We start from the raw sequence: 20559 nt of genomic DNA on the forward strand, positions 1-20559 counted from the left end.
CAATCTCAGAATCCGTTTCTGAGTCAATCTCTGAGTCAGTTTCAGAATCCATCTCAGAATCAGTATCGGAGTCAATTTCCGAGTCAGTATCAGAATCCATCTCAGAATCAGTAAGCGAGTCAGTTTCAGAATCAATCTCAGAATCAGTAAGCGAATCAATTTCTGAATCTGTATCTGAGTCAATCTCTGAATCTGTATCAGAATCGGTATCTGAATCAGTTTCAGAATCTGTATCAGAGTCAATTAGCGCATCCGTTTCAGAATCCATCTCAGAATCAGTAAGCGAATCAATTTCTGAATCTGTATCTGAATCCATTTCAGAATCGGTATCTGAATCTGTTTCAGAATCCGTATCAGAGTCCATCTCAGAATCAGTAAGCGAATCCATTTCAGAATCGGTATCTGAGTCAATCTCTGAATCTGTATCAGAATCGGTATCTGAATCCATTTCAGAATCCATCTCAGAATCCGTATCAGAGTCAGTTTCAGAATCTGTATCTGAGTCAATCAGCGAATCCGTTTCTGAGTCAGTATCTGAATCTGTTTCAGAGTCAATTTCTGAATCGGTATCTGAGTCAATCTCTGAATCTGTATCAGAATCCATTTCAGAATCGGTATCTGAATCAATCTCTGAGTCAGTATCAGAATCGATTTCCGAATCTGTATCAGAATCAATCTCAGAATCGGTCAGCGAGTCAGTATCAGAATCAATCTCTGAGTCAGTATCAGAATCTGTTTCAGAGTCAATTTGCGAATCAGTCTCAGAATCAGTATCTGAGTCAGTCTCAGAGTCAATTTCAGAATCAGTATCTGAATCAATCAGCGAATCCGTTTCAGAGTCAATTTCAGAATCCATTTCAGAATCGGTCAGCGAGTCAGTATCAGAATCAATCTCAGAATCAGTAAGCGAATCAATTTCTGAATCGGTATCTGAGTCAATCTCTGAATCTGTATCTGAGTCAATCTCAGAATCCGTTTCTGAGTCAGTATCAGAATCAGTATCAGAGTCAATTAGCGAATCAGTTTCAGAATCAATCTCAGAATCCGTTTCTGAGTCAATCTCTGAGTCAGTTTCAGAATCCATCTCAGAATCAGTATCGGAGTCAATTTCCGAGTCAGTATCTGAATCTGTTTCCGAGTCAGTATCAGAATCAATCTCAGAATCAGTAAGCGAATCAATTTCTGAATCGGTATCTGAGTCAATCTCAGAATCGGTAAGCGAGTCAGTATCAGAATCAATCTCTGAGTCAGTATCAGAATCCATTTCAGAATCGGTATCTGAATCAATCTCAGAATCGGTAAGCGAGTCAGTTTCAGAATCCATCTCAGAATCAGTAAGCGAATCAATTTCAGAATCGGTATCTGAGTCAATCTCTGAATCTGTATCAGAATCCATTTCAGAATCGGTATCTGAATCGGTATCTGAGTCAATCAGCGAATCTGTTTCAGAATCAGTATCAGAATCAATCAGCGAATCCGTTTCCGAGTCCGTCTCTGAATCCATTTCAGAATCTGTATCAGAGTCAATCAGCGAATCCGTTTCTGAGTCAGTATCTGAATCTGTTTCAGAGTCAATTTCCGAGTCAATCTCTGAGTCAGTATCCGAATCTATTTCAGAGTCAGTCAGCGAATCAGTATCAGAGTCCATTTCTGAATCTGTAAGTGAATCAGTCTCAGAATCCGTGTCTGAATCCATTTCCGAGTCTGTATCTGAATCAGTTTCCGAGACAGTATCTGAATCAACTCCTTCACAGGATTCACAGCTTCCTCGTAAGTCAGCAGTATTGCCAAATACAGGTGAGGAGTCGTCATCTTGGGCAGGATTGCTTGGAGCAGGCCTCTTGTTTGGTGCTTTCTACAAACGTCGCAAAAAAGACGAAGAAGAAAAGTAATTAAAGCTAGAAGGCAAAAAGAAAGGTAGCTAGCAAATGCCAGCTACTTTCTTTGTATCAAGTTCTGATTTAAATATGGAAAAAACCGATAATCAGTTGAATAATAGACAAAGAAACAGTACACTAATAGATAAGTAATGGAACGGCTAGCAGTTTCTATGGAAAAAGCTGGCGCATAAGATTTTTTAGACTCATTTAACCTAAAAATAGTAGCCTCAAAAAAGGAAAAATAAGTGCCAACTAGCTATATTTTCCGTAGGAAAATTGAAAATGTATTCATTGAAAAACTTAGTATTTTCACAGTCTTTTTATTGACTTAGCCTAGCAATAGTGCTAAAATTGGGAGACTCTTTTGGACATATTTAAAACTAGTAAGACATGAGCAAAAACACAGTTAAAAAAATGATTTTTTAACACTTTTCTTGAAACAGCAAATAAGAATGAACAAGTCATACTAGTTGAATCGAAGCTGCCCTTTAACGAGGGCGACTTCGATTTATCATATATGGGGATAAGGTCTTATCCCTAGATATGATAAGGAATAGGAAGTTTATATTATGAAAAATATATGGAGAAACTATCGTTCTTCTACTCTAGCTAACCGCCTGACCTGGACGGTTGGCATCGTATTTGTCTATATGTTGGGGAAATATAGCCCAATCGCAACCCTTCCTGCTGCAGGCATTGAAGCGGGTGAATATAAATTAGATAGTGCCTTGGAGAACTTGGCCATGGTAACAGGTGGTCAGTTTTCGACCCTGAATCTATTTTCTCTCGGGCTGAGTCCTTGGATGACAGGGATGATCTTGTGGCGTTTTTTGACACTCTTTAAGACAATTAAAGGTTTAACTGCCCAACAAAGCCATCGCTACCGCATGTTACTGATGTTTATTATAGCCTTGATCCAGTCCATTGGGGTTAGTTCCCTATCAGATTACTATCAGTTAAGTCAGTTTGGTGACTATTCACTCCCAATCCTAAGGGGAATTACAATGGTAGTGATGATTGCCGGTAGTTTTGTCCTCATGTGGTTGGCAAATGTGAATGGCCGTAAGGGCTTAGGAGGCCCATCGGTTATTATTGTCTCCAACATGATTTTAACTTTTATCATCAATATCATCCGGTATTTTTTAGAAAATCGATTGGGAGGCCTCGAATTTTTGTTGACGATTGCGGTGATTGCACTAATCGCTTCTGCCTTGATTTGGATTACAGTCGTCGTCTATCGAGCAGAGTATCGGATTCCGATTCGACGGATTATGATTATCAGTGCATTTGCCGAATCCACCTATATCCCAATTCGGGTGACGCCGGCAGGAGGGATGCCTTTCATGTATGCGATGACGCTGATGTCCTTGCCACCAATTCTAATTTCAGCTCTGTTGCAGATTTTTCCAGAAAATCCTATATTGAAGGAGCTGGTTGGGAAGGTGAGTATTTCAGAATTACTCGGGATTCTTGTGTATATTTTCTTGCTCTTCATTTTAGCTATTGGTTTTGCCTACTTCAATATAGACCCGACTGAAGTCGCAGAAAATATGCAGAAAAGCGGGGACTATATCGAGAATGTTCGTCCAGGAGAGGCAACTCGGAAGTACATTTCCTTCTATCTAAATCGTTTAGCCTTGGTTGGTGCGATCTATACCTGCTTGATGGGAGGTGTGCCCTTGCTCCTGGTGTGGAGCCAGCAAGGGCAAATCAGTATCGCACTGTTGATCAACAATATTTATATTGTCACTACCCTTTTGTTGGGCATAGTGGAACAGGTTCGCATTCTTCGTTCATGGAGAGAATACGACGAGATTATTTAAAGGAGTTACTATGTTTTATTTTGTCCCATCCTGGTATCAAGGAAATCGTAAGTGGTATATGGAAGCCCCATTATGGTTTCGTGTTATTGAAAATATGACCTTTGACGATGCCGTGAATCAATTGAAGACCTTCCAGGCTGCGGGTGAAGAAACGATGATGCTCTTGTTGGGGTACCAACCCCATTTGCGCTATTTTTTGCACCGTCAAGATATCCTTTCAACCCCTTACTGGTCCTTCTTTGATGAGATTCAAAATATCCAAAGCAAAAATACCAAGGTGCTCCAGGTAACTGATTTGACTTGGCCACAGGGGGCATGTTTTGTCTATACTCCCTTTGCCTTGTTGGTCAAAATTGGGGATGAACGGATTGCGGAAGTGCATTTTGCTGAAAGCGGCAATCTCTTGAAAGTGGAATACTTTAAGGAGAATGAAGTTACCTACCATTACCTGTTTGACGATCGTGGATTTTTATCGAGTATCCTTTATTTTTCAGATGGGCAGCCTAGCCATCAGGACTATCTGAATGAAAATGGGGTCTGGCAGGTTCGTGAGCACTTGGCAGAAGCTTCCAATCTCATTACCGTCAACCCACGGGCAGATCAGGAATTCTTCCAGCTGACTTATGAGAGTTGGGATGATTTGATTTTAGAGAAATTATTCTTCTTCAAACGTCTGCGTATGACAGAACATGACTACTTGGTTATGGCAGTCCATGAACAACACAATCGCCTCTTGTTGGATGCTTTTGAACAACAGAAAAAAGTGTTGTCCTTTAGCGGTGACCGCTACAGTCTCCAAGAGGGCAGTGACTTAAAGCGTCTTGCTCGGGAAGGTGATGTCCTGGTAGTGGATTCGGAGAAAAACAAGCTGGCCCTTGAGTACAGTTTGGCCCAGCTGGGAACCCCTGCTCACCATGTCAGCAAGGTGACGCCGTTTGATACACGTTTGCGTTTAGGACGCAGTCAGACGGTCAAGGAATTGATTATTTACTGGCAGATAGACGGCGCAAGCCGTGAAGACTATTTACAAACCCTGCATGTTTTATTGCAGTTAATGGAAGAAAATCCCTTGATTGAATTGGATATTGTCAGCTATGAACGTGCACGCAATATGAAGGCTTTGGAAAGTGAATTGATTGCTCTTCTGCAGGAAAAATACACACTTGCTCGGTTCATGGAAGTATCGGAAGAGGCTGGTGAAAACCAATTGGAAGAGGATCAAGAGATGACCTTGTCCAGCATTCGCTTCCATACCTTTACCAATGAAAATCAGATTATTCGCCAATTAGATACGACCCGATTGGTATTGGATTTGGGACAGGTTCCGCATCTTTATACTCAGATTGCTAGTATTAGCGCGGGAATCCCACAAGTCAATCGCCAAGCTTCAGAGTATGTAACGCATGGGGAAAATGGTTGGATTGTGACGGGAATTAAAGACCTGACAGAAGCAGTCGCTTATTACTTTGATGGTCTGACAAACTGGAATAGGTCCCTTGTTTCAACTGTCCAAAAAATGGGGGATTACACTAGCGGTCGCATAATTGATCAGTGGAAAGAATTATTAGAAAATAAAGGCTAACAGAATGAAAATTTTACAGATAGGAAGCCAAGATTGGTCGCAAGGAAAGGAGCTTCCAGCAGACCTGGAATGGCTTTATACGAGTGCAGAAGGCATTACAGACCTTCTCCAAGAGTTAAACGATGCAGCTTTGGCAAAAATTCCTGCTGAAAAATTAGCAGAAATGGGAGAAAATCCCAAGGTACCACTTTACTTTACAGGAATCCTAGTGACCGATTCTTTGTCGGAAAAGCAACTTGAACCTTTGATGAATAACATCGAAGCTTACGCTGTCTTTATGACAGAAAATGTGGAGGTCTTTGATATAGCTCCGACTGGTTTTTACCGCAGAAAGGTGATGTCTTACCTACCTATACAGGGAAGTCAGGAAGAGTTGATTGCTTTTCTCCATATGAACCTCTTTTCAGGACAATATGGGGCTAAGTTAAAGATCCCTGAGATTGATGTTAATCCCAACTTTACAGGTCAAGTTGATTATGAGGGCAATGTCGGTGTTACGTTTACAGGTGATTTTGGGGAGGATTTTCAACCCCTAATGACATTTCGTTATAACTTGGGGACCTTTCCCATGTCTCTTGAAATCTGGTTGGAATACATAAAAAATGGAGACTGTGAACTTCGTCTAGAGTTGGATCCGATCCGTAAGGGATCTTTAGCGGATGTTTTTGAGAAACAGATCTTGAGTGAAGAAGAAATGAAAGAACCTTATGTTCTAGCACCCCATCCAGAGGTTGGTTTCTATAGTGTGTCTGTTTCTGCCAGAGGGACAGGATCTATCAAGACTGGTGTACTCCATTGGCGTTATTCGCGTTCTGGACTTGGCCGCTTTGTCTTAGGGGGCAAGCGCCATTCGGATGCCAAACGCCAAGAAATTTTTCATTACTTTAACCCGGGAGATATGAAACCTCCTTTGAATGTATATTTCTCTGGTTTTCGGGGAGCGGAAGGTTTTGAAGGTTTCTTCATGATGAAACGCTTGGGAGCTCCCTTTCTACTCGTAGCCGATCCGCGTTTGGAGGGTGGATGCTTCTATTCTGGAACAGATGAATTAGAAGGTCATTTACAATCTGCGATTCAAGAAGCTTTGGATTATTTGGGATTTGATTCGAACCAACTTATTCTTTCCGGTCTATCAATGGGAGCATTTGGTGGCTTGTACTATGCGTCTCATTTTAATCCCCATGCTGTAATCGTCGGGAAGCCGTTTACAAACTTAGGAGAGACTGTTTCTAATTTGAAGTTGAAGCGTCCCGGCGAGTTTGAAACCAGTGGTGACATGATTCGTAATGTTGTCGGTGGAGCTGATTCTGCCTCAATTGAAGCCTTTAACCAACGATTCTGGGATAAATTTGGCGAATCAGATTTTCATACGACTCAATTTGCAATTGCGTATATGGAGCAGGATGACTATGATGGCCATGCTATGGAACGCCTGATTGATTATTTGGCGGATAAGGATGTCCATATTTTCTGTAAGGGGTATGAAGGCCGACACAACGACAATAGTCGTGCCATCAACCGTTGGTTTATGGCTCAGTACCATAAGATTCTAAAAAATGATTTTGGAAGGGACATGTAATGGTAGAAGCATTAGTGCAAAAATTACTCTGGACAGGAGTAACCCCAGGAGTAAACTACCTGTACGGTTCAATGATCCAGATACAGGAAGACTCAATTTTTTTTGAGAATCTTCATTTTTCACCAGGTAAACCCATTAAAACTTGGCGGTCTCGGACTAACTACCAGGCCAATCGTTCTTGTCCAGAACTCCCCTTGCTCTATCCAGGAGTTACCTATCGCCTAGAGCAAAAGGTCACCATTGTGCCTGAACAGACCGCCTATTTTCAAATTCAATATTTCAATCGCCAGAATGAGGAAATCCAACGGGATATCCTCAGAAATGGGCAAGAAGAATTTACCTTTCCTAAAGATGCCTTCACCTATCGGATTTCCCTAATGAGTGCAGGTTGTCGGCAGGTGGAATTCTTCCATATTGCGATTTATGGACCTGAAAATAGCGCCAAACCTTTGATAGAAAGAAATCAGGTCAGTAGTTACACATCAGGTCAGGAACCTGAGGAACTAAGACTGGTGAGCCGCTTGATTCACCAAAAAGGATAAAGGAATAGCAACCATGCAATACAAGACTTCTTTGCTGAATCAGATTCGGTTGAGAAAGATTAAAAAAATAACCAGACAGATTAATGCTCTGTCCGATACCTATGAAGGGATGACCGATCAAGACTTGGCGAATCAAACAAGTCTCTTTAAGGCGCGCTTGGAAGCAGGTGAGGACCTAGACGATATGCTTGTAGAAGCGTTTGCGGTTTGTAGGGAAGCCTGTTACCGTGTCCTAGGTCAATTTCCTTATGATGTACAGGTGATGGGGGGAATTGCACTCCATCAAGGGACCATTGCGGAGATGAAGACTGGTGAGGGAAAAACCCTGACGGCGACAATGCCCCTATACCTCAATGCTCTATCAGGAAAAGGTGCGATTTTGGTCACTACCAATGAGTATCTGGCCAAGCGGGATGCTCTGGAAATGGGGCAGGTCTATGAGTTTCTCGGCCTAACTGTTGGTCTTGGTGTCTATGATGATGACCAAGAAGGAGATGCAGAGACCAAACGAATGGTCTATGGATCCGATATCACCTATGTAACTGGTGCTGGTCTGGGTTTTGATTACCTGTCTGATAACCTTGCTTCTTCAAAGAGCGAGAAGTTTCTACGTGACTTTAACTATGTTATTGTTGATGAGGCGGATGCGGTCTTGCTAGATAGCGCCCAAACTCCTCTCATCATCTCAGGGACCCCTCGAGTTCAATCCAATATGTACGATATCTGCGATCAGTTTGTACTAACTTTGGGCGAAGAGGAGTTTTACTTTGACCCAGATAAAAAGGAAGTCTATTTGACGGACAAGGGCAATGACTATGCGGAACACTATTTCGCAGAAGAGAGTATTTACAATGCAGACAACTGGGAGCTTAATCGCCATATCAACCTAGCCTTACGGGCCCACTATCTCTACAAGAAAAATCATGATTATGTGGTACAGGATGATGAGGTCAAGCTCTTGGACAATCGAACAGGACGCGTGTTAGAAGGCACCCGTCTACAATCTGGTATTCACCAAGCCTTGGAAACCAAGGAAAATGTGAAGAAAACCAAAGAAAGTCGTGCCATGGGCTCAGTTACCTATCAAAGCCTCTTCAACATGTTCCCTAAACTTGCAGGAATGACAGGTACCGGACACCAGTCAGAGGATGAATTGATTTCGACTTATAAGGTTCCAGTTATTTCCATTCCGACCAATGTGCCGATTCAACGAATCGATTATCCAGATAAAATTTATACCACTCTTCCAGAAAAATTGTATGCAACGATGGAACTGGTTAAGGAGCTGCATGCCAAGGGACAACCTGTGCTGTTGATTTCTGGAACTGTGGAAATCACCCAAATTTATTCGCAACTGCTCTTGCAAGAAGGGATTGCCCATTCGACGCTGACAGCCAATAACGTGGCAAAAGAAGCCTTGATTATCAAAGAGGCTGGTCAGTTGGGAACGGTGACTTGTGCGACTATCATGGCCGGCCGTGGAACTGATATTAAGTTGGGACCAGGTGTGGAACAATTGGGTGGTTTGGCAGTTGTTGGAACCGAGCGGATGGCCAATAGTCGGATGGACTGGCAGTTGCGCGGTCGAGCAGGCCGTCAAGGGGAACCAGGCATGTCTCAGTTCTTTGTCTCCTTGGAAGATGAATTGTTGACCAACTATGGTCCGGAATGGGTCAAAAAATACTTTAAAAAGCATAATCGTGAAGATCGTAGAAATTATGGTCGAGCTTTGACAAGTCGTCGCTTCCATGCGGCCATTCATCAAGCTCAAGAAAAGAGCGAGGATAGTGCTGTCAGCGCTCGTGAATCAACTATTCGCTTTGATGAAAGCCTGCGAGTCCAGCGCCAGAAGATTTATGGCTTGCGGGACCGCTTGATTCTTGATGATGAGAACTTGGCGGAAAATGTCCGCCAGATTATGGAAGAAGTGATCGATTCTTATTTGGCCGAGAACAAGGAGCGAACACGCCATCAGCTACGCCGCTATATCTTGGACAACTATAGCTATGCTTTCAGGTATTTCCCAAGAGCTTTAGACTTGGACGATGACCAGGACGTTAAGAACTATTTGTTAAAATTGGTGGAAGAAGAAGTGGCTAAAAAAGGGATGCTTTTGCAGTCAGAAGAAGCTTTGTCAGAGTTCTATCGTCTGTCTGTTTTGAAGGCAATTGATGAGTGCTGGGTCGAAGAAGTGGATAGTCTCCAACAGTTGAAGGGGGTTGTCACAACACGATCTACAGCCCAGAGGGATGGAATGTCCGAATACTACCAAGAATCCCTACGTTCCTACAAACAGATGTCTGATTTTGTCAAACAGAAAATCGCTCGAAATGTTATGCTCAGTACCATAGAGCAATCGAAAGATGGAAAACATTCTATTTATTTTGTATAAGAAAAGGAACAGAAGATGACCATTTATAATGTCAACCGTGGAATTGGTTGGGCCAGCAGCGGAGTAGAGTATGCCCAAGCCTATCGGGCCAGCATTTTTAGAAAGATTGGCCAAGATAGTAAATTTATTTTTACAGATATGTTTCAAGGAGAAAACCTGGCTCATTTTACAGCCAATATTGGCTTTGAAGACCAGGAAATTATCTGGCTCTATGGCTTTTTTACCGATGTCAAGATTGCAGCGACAACCTATCCTTTGATGGAGTTTGAAGCCAGTCTAGATTCTGATTTTATCAAGGTTTCACAGAGCCCCGAATCTGTCAAATACCAGCATAAAGACAAGGACTTGGTCATCTTGGTGTTTACACGGAAAAATCATCCAGACTATGTACAAAAGGTAGAGTTTCTTTCCAAAGGGAAGCTGATTCGCAAGGACTACTATAGCTATACCAAGATGTTTTCGGAATACTATGCTCCAGTGGATAATGCACCTGTTTTAAATGTGCGGGTATTTTTCAACGAAGATGGTTCTATCGCCTATGAAGAAAACTGTTCTGGTGGCCAGAGTATCTTCCGTTTTCCTGATGCTATCCTTTGTACAAAAGAGGAGTTGATTGGTCGCATGTTGGACCGATTGGCTCTGACAAAAGAGGACATTATCTTGATTGATCGTGCTACTGGGACAGGTCAGGCGATTCTGCGCCACCGAGGAGAGGCCCGTGTGGCAGTCGTGATTCATGCAGAGCATTACAATATGAATTCTGTGACGGAAGAAACCATTCTTTGGAATAACTATTACGAATATCAGTTTTCGAATGCGGATAAGATTGATGCCTTTATTACCTCAACCAAGGCGCAAGCGGAAACGCTGGCGGCCCAATTTGAGACCTATACGCCTTTCCGTCCGAAAATTTTTACTTTACCAGTTGGTAGTTTGGATGAATTGCGCCAGCCCGAAGGGGACCGTCGTCCTTTCTCTTTGGTGACCTGTTCGCGACTGGCTAGTGAGAAACACATTGATTGGTTGGTGGATGCGGTGATTCAGGCCCAAAAACACTTGCCAGACCTTCAGTTTGATATTTATGGTGAGGGTGGGCAACGTAGCCGCTTGGAAGCCATAATCAAAGAACACGATGCTTCCTCTTTTATTCGCTTGATGGGGCACCATGATTTAACAGAGGTTTATAAACACTACCAAGCCTACTTGGCAGGTTCGACCTCAGAAGGTTTTGGTTTGACCTTGATGGAAGCCATTGGTTCTGGCCTGCCGATTATTGGCTTGGATGTTCCTTATGGCAACCAAACCTTTGTGCAGGATGGACGAAATGGCAGCTTGATCAGTCGTTTGGACGTTGATGATCCAACTGTCTATGGCCGACTCTTTGCCGAAAAACTGCTGGACCTATTCCAATCAGGTCAGCTGCAAGACTGGCAGGCGGCATCCTATGACCGTGCTAAGGAATTTCTGACGGTCGAATTGGAAAAAGCATGGTTGCGCTTTATTGAGGAGGTTTAAAATGATTCAATTATATGATAGCTTCCATCAGGCCAGTAAGGATCTGTATTATTCACTGACTCAGGCAGGTTTCCAAGGTCCTGTCGTTGTCATTAATGATGATGGTTTTCTACCAGAAGGTGTGACCTCTGCCTATTCATACTATTGCCAAATGGAGACAGGTCAGGGGTGCTCGCTTTATTTCAACCAACTCCAAGTCCCTCCTTTTTGGGAAATTACAGGGACCAATGGTGAAGGGGAAGTCTGGGATTACAGCCAACGGAAGGCAAAGATTTTTTATGCCGAACCCAAGCACCTCCGTCGCATCAAAAATGTTGACTGGTTTGGACCAAATGAAAAGGTACGTTTTACAGACCACTACAATCGCTTTGGTTGGTTGTTTGCACGAACCTATTTTAATGCCGAGCAGAAGGTGACTAGCCGTATTTATTTCAATCAGGCAAAACAAGAGGTCTTGGTTGAGAATTTCATGACGGGTGACATTCAGTTAAACTGGCAGGGAAAAGTGTATTTCTTTGACAATCGTGTGGAATTGTTCCGCCATTATTTTGCGGAAATGGGCTGGGAATTGTCAGAGATTTGGTACAACTCTTTATCGACTCCTTTTTTCCTCTCCTACAACAGTCCAGAAGCAGGTCAAGATGTCCTCTTTTGGCAGGAAGGTATCCAGGAGGACATCCCAGGAAACATGAAGGTCATGTTGAATTCTTCCCATGTTCGTACACAACGTGTTTTGGTACAGCAGCGTCAAGTTTATCAGAAGATGATGGATATCTTGCCGGAAGAACAAAAGGCCAAGATTGCTTACCTAGGTTATATCTATCCAAGCTTGCGTGAGAATGCTGGACGAAAGGAAATTCTTATCCTAACCAACTCGGATCAGATTGAGAAATTAGAGGAGCTAACTCAAGCACTACCAGACTTCCACTTCCATATCGGCGCATTGACAGAAATGTCTCAACGATTGATGGCTTTTGAAGCGAAGTCAAATATTACCCTCTATCCAAATATTTCACAGAAACAGCTGCAACAGTTGTTCCAAGAATGCGATATCTACCTCGATATCAATCATAGTGGAGAAGTAATGGATGCGGTTCGCAAGGCCTTTGAGCAAAATATGGTGATTTTGGCCTTTGAGCAAACCGTTCATAACCGTGATCTGATTCCAGCTTCCCACCGCTTTGATGCCAGCCAGCCAACTAACATGGTGATGGCCTTGGCAGGCTTTGCAGCATCTTATCCACAGATGGTGACCTTGCAGCGTGAAGAAACTAGCAATGAATCTGTTGCAGGATACCAACAGTTACTTGGGAAGGAGGAGCGCTAAATGCCAGAGAAACGTAATCCCTTGTTGGACGAAGCGATTGAGAAACAAATCAAGGAAGCTCGCTATGTTGAACCTAAGAAAAACAAGCAGAGACGGAATTATTTTTATCTCACCATCATTTTCCTTGTGACGTTGGCAGTTATTTTCTCCCTACTTCGTTATTTATAGAAATTCTTGCCTCAAGCTAATTGAAACTAAAATTCCATGAAAATGTGAGAAAATATGTCAAATAAGAATGTGGTGGAAGAGCCATGCGTGACGATATACTCTTGAATGACCGAGCGGCTGCTCTTGCTGACCAATTGGTCCCGGTTTTAAGGTATTTTAGATGGTTTTTGGAAGTCGTACTGACCATCTGCCCTTGGCAATGTTGGCATTTGGGAGCAGGGTAATCCAGCTTGGCGATGACCTCTTTGCGACTCCTGGCATCCACAATCTCCAAAATAATGATATTAGGGTCTTTAATTCCGAGTAGTTGTGTGATAAAATTGAACTGTTCCATATGAGTCTTTATAAATGATAGTTTTGTCGCTTTTCATTATAGGTCATATGGGACTTTTTTTCTACACTCCAAAAGGCTCCATAATCTCTATAGTGGATTTTCCCACTACAGTCTTATAGAGCCTGTTTGTCTTTTTCTGCGTACGACGGGCATGTCGTACATCTGATGTGGAAGTCCTCCGTGGGCACCTGCTACCGGTGAACCCAATAGTGACTCCCAAGCCTGACTATCGTGAGGTAGCGGATTAAAACGGTCTGGGGAAAGACCGTTTTAAGTCTGACGCTAGAAACCAAGACCGTCAGAGGAAGGGATAGCGAAATCGTGGCACTACGAACAGAAACGTGATACGAAGGTGTATATAGCGGACAAGGTGGCTCAGCACATTAAAGTCCAAAAAGGTAGTCGTAACCTATATGCGTAAATCACGAGTGTAATTGAATTCGGACTAAGGTCAGTGTGAAAATGATAATTCCTCCTAGAGTCACCGGACTCTTCGTCGGAATTCCTATTTTCACTTAGACCTTTTAATGTCCTCATATCTTGTGTAAACGAGGAAAGATGTACGACTTATCCCGTGAGGTCTCATGGGCGTCAATTGACTATAACAACGAATCATGAGAAGTACCCTCGCCTATTGTTGTCATCAACTCATTCTTCGTTGAACAACAATGGCTGGGGCAGGCTCTCAGCCGAGGTCATAGTAGCGATGAAGTTTCTGTAATGGAAACGGAGCGAAGGGCTGAACTATTAACCGAAGTATACCTACTTCACTCGTGTCTGTAAAAGAACGGTCTGATAGAACTGGAGGCGGTCACGTATTGACTAGAAGAAAGTTCGCCAATATAAGATATCCTACAGACACCGAAACAAGAAAGGAATACGCACATGTCACAGTTACTAGATAATATCCTATCTTGGTCCCATATGCATGAAGCCTATAATCAAGTTAGAGCCAATAAAGGTTCAGCAGGAATTGACGGCGTAACTATTGACGAAATAGATGACTATCTCCGCAAACACTGGCGTTCAACTAAAGAACTCATAAAGCCGAGGAAGTACAAGCCTCAGCCAGTTTTACGAGTTGAAATTCCCAAAGCTAACGGCGGAGTCCGTCAGCTAGGTATCCCAACGGTCATGGATAGAATGATACAACAAGCTATTGTTCAAGTCATTAGTCCTATTTGTGAACCCTTTTTCTCTGATAAGAGCTACAGATTCAGACCCAATCGGTCATGCGAACGAGCTATTATCCAGTTATTAGGATACCTTAATGACGGTTATGAGTGGATAGTAGACATAGACCTGGAGAAGTGGACGATACCGTTCCTCAAGATAGACTGATGTCGCTTGTTCATAACATTATCCAAGATGGAGATACAGAATCTTTAATTCGTAAGTACCTTCATTCGGGTGTAGTCATTAACGGACAACGGTATAAAACACTAGTTGGAACGCCACAGGGAGGAAATCTATCACCGCTCCTGTCCAATATCATGCTTAATGAGCTAGATAAAGAGTTGGAAAATCGCGGACTTCGCTTTGTCCGCTACGCAGATGACTGTGTCATCACAGTTGGTAGTGAGGCGGCGGCTAAACGTGTGATGCATTCAATTAGTCGTTATATTGAAAAAGGATTAGGTTTGAAAGTCAACAGGATCAAGACAAAGATTGTAAGACCGAGCAAACTGAAGTACCTAGGATTTGGGTTTTGGAAATCACCTGATGGCTGGAAAAGTCGTCCGAATCAGGATAGCGTACAGAGTTTCAAGAGAAAACTCAAGAAACTAACGGCCCGTAAGTGGAGTATTGACTTAGGCAACCGAATTGAGCGACTAAACTGGGTCATCCGAGGTTGGATAAACTACTTTTCTATGACGAACATGAAATCAGTCATGGAAAGCATTGATGAATGACTAAGAACTCGAATAAGAGTTATTATTTGGAAACAATGGAAGAAGAAATCTAGGCGACTATGGGGACTTCTCAAATTAGGAGTACCGAAGTGGATAGCGGATAAGGTATCTGGCTGGGGAGACCATTATCAATTAGTGACTCAGAGGTCTGTACTGAAACGTGCCATATCAAAACCAGTCCTCGCTAAACGTGGACTGGTTTCTTGCCTAGATTATTATCTAAAACGACATGCGTTAAAAGTTAGTTGAATCGCCGTGTGCCGAACGGCACGCACGGTGGTGTGAGAGGGACTAGTCTTAGTCCCTACTCGATTATTTGAAATACAAGAGTCTCAGTCCGTTGAGAATCACCAAAATGGTAGAACCTTCGTGTCCGACTACGCCGAGTGGCAGATTGATAGACTGGAAGAGGTTAGAAATGATAAGAAGAGCAATGACAGACAGGGCAAAGACGATATTTTGCTTGATGATGCCCCGCATTTTCTTAGAGAGACGAATGGAGTAAGGAATTCTCGTCAGGTCTTCCATGAGTACGATGTCAGCTGACTCCATAGCGATGTCCGTACCGCTTCCCATGGCATAGCTGACATTGGCTTGAGCAAGGGCAGGAGCATCGTTGATACCATCCCCCACCATACCGACAGACGCAAACTCGGTTTGCAGTTCTTGGATAACAGCAGCCTTATCCGTCGGCAGACAGTTGGCAATGACCCGATCAATGCCGACCTGTCTCGCCACGTAACGAGCGGTCTTTTCTTGGTCGCCCGTCAAGAGAATTGGTGTCACACCCATTTCTTTCAATTGAGAGATAAGGAGTCTACTTTCCGGTTTCAGACTATCCTCCACCATGAAAATCGCCACAAGCACATCATTTTGGCTGACATAGACCAGGGTTTTCCCAGTGCTTTCCGCCTCATCGATTTGTGCCAGCAAGTCAGCAGACAGGGGACTGACCAGGCTGTCCACCACAAATCCCGCCTTACCGATTTTCCAGCTGTCGCCCTGATAGCCCGCCACCAAGCCTTTTCCGGTCACGTCTTCTAGGCTTTGGAGGGCAATAGCAGAGCTGTCAGCCGTATAGGTCATTAGAGCCTGTGCAATCGGGTGGCTTGATTGTTTTTCAACTGCCTGAACAACTTCCTTGATCAGTTTTTCATCGCCAAGATAGGTCGCCCCGACAACTTCAGGTTTACCAATGGTCAATGTGCCTGTCTTATCAAAGACGATGGCTTCTAAGTTGGCGATCTTGTCCGCAATGTCACCGCCCTTGATAATCATACCCTTACGTGCTGCACGGCTGATAGCAGAAAGTGTCGCCGGTGAAGAAGAAGCTACAAGGGCACATGGAGAAGCGATGGTCAAGAGAATCATGCCACGGTAAAAGGCAGTTAACCAGTCCCAGCCCAGAGCAAAATGAGCAAAGAGAATGAAGAGCGGTACCACTACCAAAACAACCTTGACATAGGTATCTTCCATATTTTCAATGAAAGTCGCTGTTTTTGATTTGGATTCTTGGGCGTTTTCAACCATTTGGACGATTTTATCGAATAGGGCATCGCCTTTTTCAGCTGTAACTTGAACAGTAACAGTTGGCCCTTGGTTGATGGTTCCGCCGATAACAGCAGCGCCAGCCATTTTCTCAGCAGGGAGCGGCTCGCCTGTAATCATGGATTCGTCAAAGATGGATTGCGGACTGATGAGGGTAGCATCTAGTGGAACTGTGTCGCCCTTCCGGACTTGCAAGAGGTCACCGACGCGAATGGCTGCCGTGTCTAAGACAGTAATGTCACCATTTTCTTCGATTTTCCGAGCCGTTGGAGGTGTCATGTTCATCAAAGCAGCGATAGCGTCCTTGCTTTTCTCCATAGCCAATTCTTCCAAAGTAGAAGAAAGGGAGAAGATAAAGATGAGCAGGGCTCCTTCCATCCAGTAGCCGATGAGGCCAGAGCCGATTGCTGCTAAAATCATAAGCAGGTCAACAGACAGGTGCTTATCCACAAATAATTCTGTCAGACCTTCCTTGGCAGACTGGTAGCCCCCGATGATAAAGGCTGAAATGAAGAGGATGGGTGCCCATCCTTGCCCGGTCTGTAGCAGGAGGATACCTAGCAGAATAAATACTAGGCAGACAGAAGTCGTGATAATGTGACTATTCTGTTTAAATTGTTGTGTTAGTGTCATAAAAAATTCCTCGAAATATCTTTTTATAGTTTAATTATAACAATTACAAATAAAATGTCAAGTTTAATTATAATAATTCTAAATAAGATTTTTCAGACAATTCCAAGGAAAGAAAAAAGAGCGAAATATTTCGCTCTGCTATTCTTGTCTATGCTATATTAGATTGGCAATCAGGACAGATACCATAGATAGCTAGGACCTCTTTTGTGACCTTGTAACCTGTCTGGTCTTGGGCTTCTTTTTTCAGACTAGGTAGTTCGATATCCATAAAGTCTGTAATTTTTCCGCACACTTCACAAATGATATTGAGGTGATCATGGCCCATAAAGTCATAATAGGTCGTATTATCATTGGTTCGTTTGATTTCTGTTACAAATCCTTCTTCCAACAGAAGTTTCAGATTGTTGTAAACAGTAGCTAGGCTCATTCCTGGGTAGTCTGGTAGAAGATCTTGGTAAATCATCTCAGCACTCGGGTGGTCATCGCTTTCTATGATGTAGGCTACAACAGCCTTACGAGTCGAAGTGATACGAACTCCTTTTTCCTTAAGGTGCTGGATGACGTGGTCAAAATCCGCTTGATGGTCACTACTATGATGGTGGGTCATGCTTCCCTCCTTTCTACGATGTAATAATAACAATTCTAAATTTCAATTCCTGTTTTCATTATAGTGTATTTTCTTAGCTCTGTCAATCTAATAGGAGGGTAGATATCTGTGCTAGGACAGTTGTTGTTTTATAGGCTTGTATTTGCAAGTTTGCTTGTGCTACAATCAAAACATGACACGATATAAGGCAATTATTTCCTACGACGGACATGACTTTTCTGGTTTCCAACGCCAGCCCCATGCCCGTACAGTTCAGGAAGAAATCGAAAAAACGTTAGTAAGATTGAACAGCGGCCAACCAGTAACCGTTCATGGAGCAGGTCGGACGGACGCAGGAGTGCACGCTTATGGTCAGGTGATTCACTTTGACTTGGCTGGCAGTCGAGATGCTGAGAAGCTCCGTTTTGCCCTAGATACTCAAACCCCTGAGGATATTGATGTGGTCAGTGTGGAGCAGGTAGCGGATGATTTTCATTGCCGCTACGCCAAGCACAGCAAAACCTACGAGTTTTTGGTTGATATCGGGCGACCCAAGAATCCCATGATGCGGCACTATGCGACCTTCTATCCCTATGATTTGGACTTGAGCTTGATAGAAGAAGCCATTCAGGACCTGGTGGGGACCCATGATTTCACAGGCTTTACGGCTTCAGGGACCTCGGTGGAGGATAAGGTGCGGACCATCACGGTAGCAAGTATGGAGTACGACCAGCGGCGGCAGTTCTTGATTTTCACCTTTTCAGGAAACGGCTTTTTGTACAAGCAGGTGCGGAATATGGTTGGCACCTTACTGAAAATTGGTAACGGTCGCATGCCTGTTGGGCAGATTAAGCGGATTTTGGCAGAAAAGGATCGTGGTTTGGCGGGTCCGACTGCGGCGGGCAACGGCCTCTATCTAAAGGAGATTATCTATGAAGACTAAGTATATTTTGGCGCTTTCGGGCAATGATATTTTCAGCGGGGGCGGCCTCCATGCGGATCTGACCACCTACACTGTTCATAGGCTTCATGGCTTTGTGGCGGTGACTTGCTTGACAGCGATGACAGAAAAAGGTTTCGAGGTCATTCCGACGGAGGCTGCGGTCTTTGCCCAGCAGCTGGCTAGTGTGAAGGATGTACCCTTTTCTGCGATTAAGATTGGCTTGCTTCCCACGGTGGACATAGCAGAGCAGGCTTTGGAGTTTATCAAGGCTCACCAGGAGATTCCTGTAGTCTTAGATCCGGTCTTGGTCTGCAAGGAAACGCATGATACTGAGGTCAGCCAATTGCGAGATGAACTCTTGAAGTTCCTTCCCTATGTCAGCATGATCACGCCAAATCTGGCAGAAGCTCAGCTATTGCTCCAAAAAGATATCAAAACAGTGGAGGAGATGAAGCAGGCGGCAGTGGCCTTGTATGACTTGGGAGCCAAGGCGGTGGTCATCAAGGGAGGCAATCGCCTGGGGGGCTCAGAGGCGATCGATGTTTACTATGACGGACAGGAAGTGGTGGTGCTCCAGTCGCCTCTGCTGTCAGAAAATAATGTAGGGGCAGGCTGTACCTTTGCGTCCAGCATTGCCAGTCAGCTTTTGCTGGGTCAAGATCCTTTAGAGGCAGTCAGACTGTCCAAGCACTTTGTCCATGTAGCGATTGAAAAATCAGATGATTACGGGGTGATTCAATATGAGAAATAAAAAAACACAGGAATTAGTATTATTAGCCATCTTAACAGCCTTGAGCTTGGTCTTGGCCCACTTCCATTTGCCAACACCTTCTGGGTTTGTGACACTCTTGGATGTGGGAGTTTACTTTACAGCCTTTTACTTGGGCAAGAAAGAAGGAGCCATTGTCGGCGGTTTGTCTGGACTCTTGATAGATTTCTTGCTAGGCTATCCCCAGTGGGCACTCTTTAGTCTAGTCTTCCACGGAGCTCAGGGTTATTTTGCGGGATGGACAGGCAAGAAACGGATTTTCGGTTTAGTCTTGGCGACGCTCTCTATGGTTGGGGGCTACTACCTAGCATCTCGGATTTATTTTAATGACCTCAAAGCCATTGAAAGTGTTCTAAGCAATAGCATGCAAAACTTTGTCGGGATGGGCTTAGGGTTTGCAGTAGCTAAATTAGTAGAGAAAAGTGGAGCTATTGGCTATGTCACTCGATAAAATCAAAGTTCAAACCCAACACGTTGTGCAAGAAGTCCTAGAACTCAGCAATCTTCAAAAGGGACAAATTTTTGTTCTTGGTTTGTCTTCTAGTGAGGTCATTGGTGGGCATATCGGTAAAAACTCCAGTCTGGAAGTTGGTGAGGTGGTTGTTGAAACCATCTTGGAAATTCTGGAGCCAAAAGGTATTTATCTAGCTGTCCAAGGCTGTGAACACCTCAATCGTGCCTTGGTGGTGGAGCGGGAATTGGCAATCCAGAAGGAATTGGAAATGGTCAATGTCTTACCCACCCTTCATGCAGGTGGTTCAGGTCAGTTGGCGGCCTTCAAGTATATGAAGGATCCGGTGGAAGTCGAGTTTATCACCGCTCAGGCTGGTATAGACATCGGCGACACAGCTATCGGCATGCACATCAAGCACGTCCAAGTTCCGATTAGACCTAGCCTGCGTGAGATTGGTCAGGCTCATGTTACCGCCCTTGCCAGCCGCCCAAAACTAATCGGCGGAGCCCGTGCGGCCTATCAAGAAGACAAGATACGGAAGAATTAGTCACAACCAATCGGTTGTGATTTT

Annotated in this window: 15 protein-coding genes and 3 pseudogenes; 15 read left to right on the forward strand and 3 right to left on the reverse strand. The window is 43.8% G+C overall.

Annotated features, from left to right (window positions below):
- Window positions 1-158: 158 nt before the first annotated feature.
- The 10 genes and pseudogenes from RFK25_RS08085 to RFK25_RS08130 all read left to right on the forward strand — a co-directional run.
- Window positions 159-1541: pseudogene (locus RFK25_RS08085) on the forward strand (DUF445 family protein); the annotation flags it as partial.
- Between the two features lie 141 nt (window positions 1542-1682).
- Window positions 1683-1892, forward strand: a complete 210-nt coding sequence (locus RFK25_RS08090) for an LPXTG cell wall anchor domain-containing protein (protein ID WP_332412895.1) — start codon at window positions 1683-1685, stop codon at window positions 1890-1892.
- 557 nt (window positions 1893-2449) lie between these two features.
- Window positions 2450-3703 carry an accessory Sec system protein translocase subunit SecY2 gene (gene secY2 / locus RFK25_RS08095; protein ID WP_332412854.1) on the forward strand — a complete coding sequence of 418 codons (1254 nt, stop codon included), beginning with the start codon at window positions 2450-2452 and terminating at the stop codon, window positions 3701-3703.
- A gap of 10 nt (window positions 3704-3713) precedes the next feature.
- Window positions 3714-5285, forward strand: coding sequence for an accessory Sec system protein Asp1 (gene asp1 / locus RFK25_RS08100; RefSeq protein ID WP_332412855.1), 1572 nt, complete (start codon window positions 3714-3716; stop codon window positions 5283-5285).
- A gap of 4 nt (window positions 5286-5289) precedes the next feature.
- Window positions 5290-6864, forward strand: coding sequence for an accessory Sec system protein Asp2 (gene asp2 / locus RFK25_RS08105; protein ID WP_332412856.1), 1575 nt, complete (start codon window positions 5290-5292; stop codon window positions 6862-6864).
- A complete protein-coding gene (gene asp3 / locus RFK25_RS08110; protein ID WP_332412858.1) occupies window positions 6864-7406 on the forward strand; it encodes an accessory Sec system protein Asp3 in 543 nt (180 codons plus the stop codon). Before asp2 ends, asp3 begins: the two co-directional genes overlap by 1 nt.
- Window positions 7407-7419: 13 nt before the next feature.
- Complete coding sequence (gene secA2, locus RFK25_RS08115) at window positions 7420-9798, forward strand: accessory Sec system translocase SecA2 (RefSeq protein ID WP_332412860.1); 2379 nt, start codon at window positions 7420-7422, stop codon at window positions 9796-9798.
- 15 nt (window positions 9799-9813) lie between these two features.
- Complete coding sequence (gene gtfA / locus RFK25_RS08120) at window positions 9814-11313, forward strand: accessory Sec system glycosyltransferase GtfA (RefSeq protein WP_332412862.1); 1500 nt, start codon at window positions 9814-9816, stop codon at window positions 11311-11313.
- Between the two features lies 1 nt (window position 11314).
- Complete coding sequence (gtfB, locus tag RFK25_RS08125; RefSeq protein ID WP_332412865.1) at window positions 11315-12640, forward strand: accessory Sec system glycosylation chaperone GtfB; 1326 nt, start codon at window positions 11315-11317, stop codon at window positions 12638-12640.
- Complete coding sequence (locus RFK25_RS08130; RefSeq protein WP_332412868.1) at window positions 12641-12808, forward strand: hypothetical protein; 168 nt, start codon at window positions 12641-12643, stop codon at window positions 12806-12808.
- Between the two features lie 149 nt (window positions 12809-12957).
- On the opposite strand, the pseudogene RFK25_RS08135 reads toward RFK25_RS08130, so the two are convergent.
- A pseudogene (locus RFK25_RS08135) lies at window positions 12958-13142 on the reverse strand (ISL3 family transposase); the annotation flags it as partial.
- An 885-nt stretch (window positions 13143-14027) separates the two neighbouring features.
- Here RFK25_RS08135 and ltrA point away from each other — a divergent pair.
- Window positions 14028-15304 (forward strand): annotated as a pseudogene (gene ltrA, locus RFK25_RS08140) (group II intron reverse transcriptase/maturase).
- A 63-nt stretch (window positions 15305-15367) separates the two neighbouring features.
- Here ltrA and RFK25_RS08145 read toward each other — a convergent pair.
- Both RFK25_RS08145 and RFK25_RS08150 read right to left on the reverse strand, forming a co-directional pair.
- Window positions 15368-17236: a heavy metal translocating P-type ATPase gene (locus RFK25_RS08145; protein WP_332412871.1), complete on the reverse strand. Its 1869-nt coding sequence runs from the start codon at window positions 17234-17236 to the stop codon at window positions 15368-15370.
- A 148-nt stretch (window positions 17237-17384) separates the two neighbouring features.
- Window positions 17385-17843 (reverse strand): Fur family transcriptional regulator, encoded by a 459-nt coding sequence (locus RFK25_RS08150; protein ID WP_172083387.1) that lies wholly within the window; start codon window positions 17841-17843, stop codon window positions 17385-17387.
- Window positions 17844-18015: 172 nt separating this feature from the next.
- Here RFK25_RS08150 and truA point away from each other — a divergent pair, with 172 nt between their 5' ends.
- From truA to RFK25_RS08170, 4 genes are read left to right on the forward strand one after another with little or no spacing between them, the layout of a single operon-like run.
- The gene (truA, locus tag RFK25_RS08155) at window positions 18016-18765 is read left to right on the forward strand and encodes a tRNA pseudouridine(38-40) synthase TruA (protein ID WP_332412874.1); all 750 of its coding nucleotides are present in this window, start codon (window positions 18016-18018) and stop codon (window positions 18763-18765) included.
- Window positions 18755-19516, forward strand: coding sequence for a bifunctional hydroxymethylpyrimidine kinase/phosphomethylpyrimidine kinase (locus RFK25_RS08160; RefSeq protein WP_332412876.1), 762 nt, complete (start codon window positions 18755-18757; stop codon window positions 19514-19516). The genes truA and RFK25_RS08160 overlap by 11 nt, the downstream gene beginning before the upstream one ends.
- Window positions 19506-19985, forward strand: a complete 480-nt coding sequence (locus RFK25_RS08165; protein ID WP_332412878.1) for an ECF transporter S component — start codon at window positions 19506-19508, stop codon at window positions 19983-19985. The genes RFK25_RS08160 and RFK25_RS08165 overlap by 11 nt, the downstream gene beginning before the upstream one ends.
- Window positions 19972-20535, forward strand: coding sequence for a TIGR01440 family protein (locus RFK25_RS08170; protein ID WP_332412880.1), 564 nt, complete (start codon window positions 19972-19974; stop codon window positions 20533-20535). The genes RFK25_RS08165 and RFK25_RS08170 overlap by 14 nt, the downstream gene beginning before the upstream one ends.
- Window positions 20536-20559: the final 24 nt, after the last annotated feature.

This window comes from Streptococcus sp. SS-4456, assembly GCF_036680365.1.
Taxonomy (GTDB): Bacteria; Bacillota; Bacilli; order Lactobacillales; family Streptococcaceae; genus Streptococcus.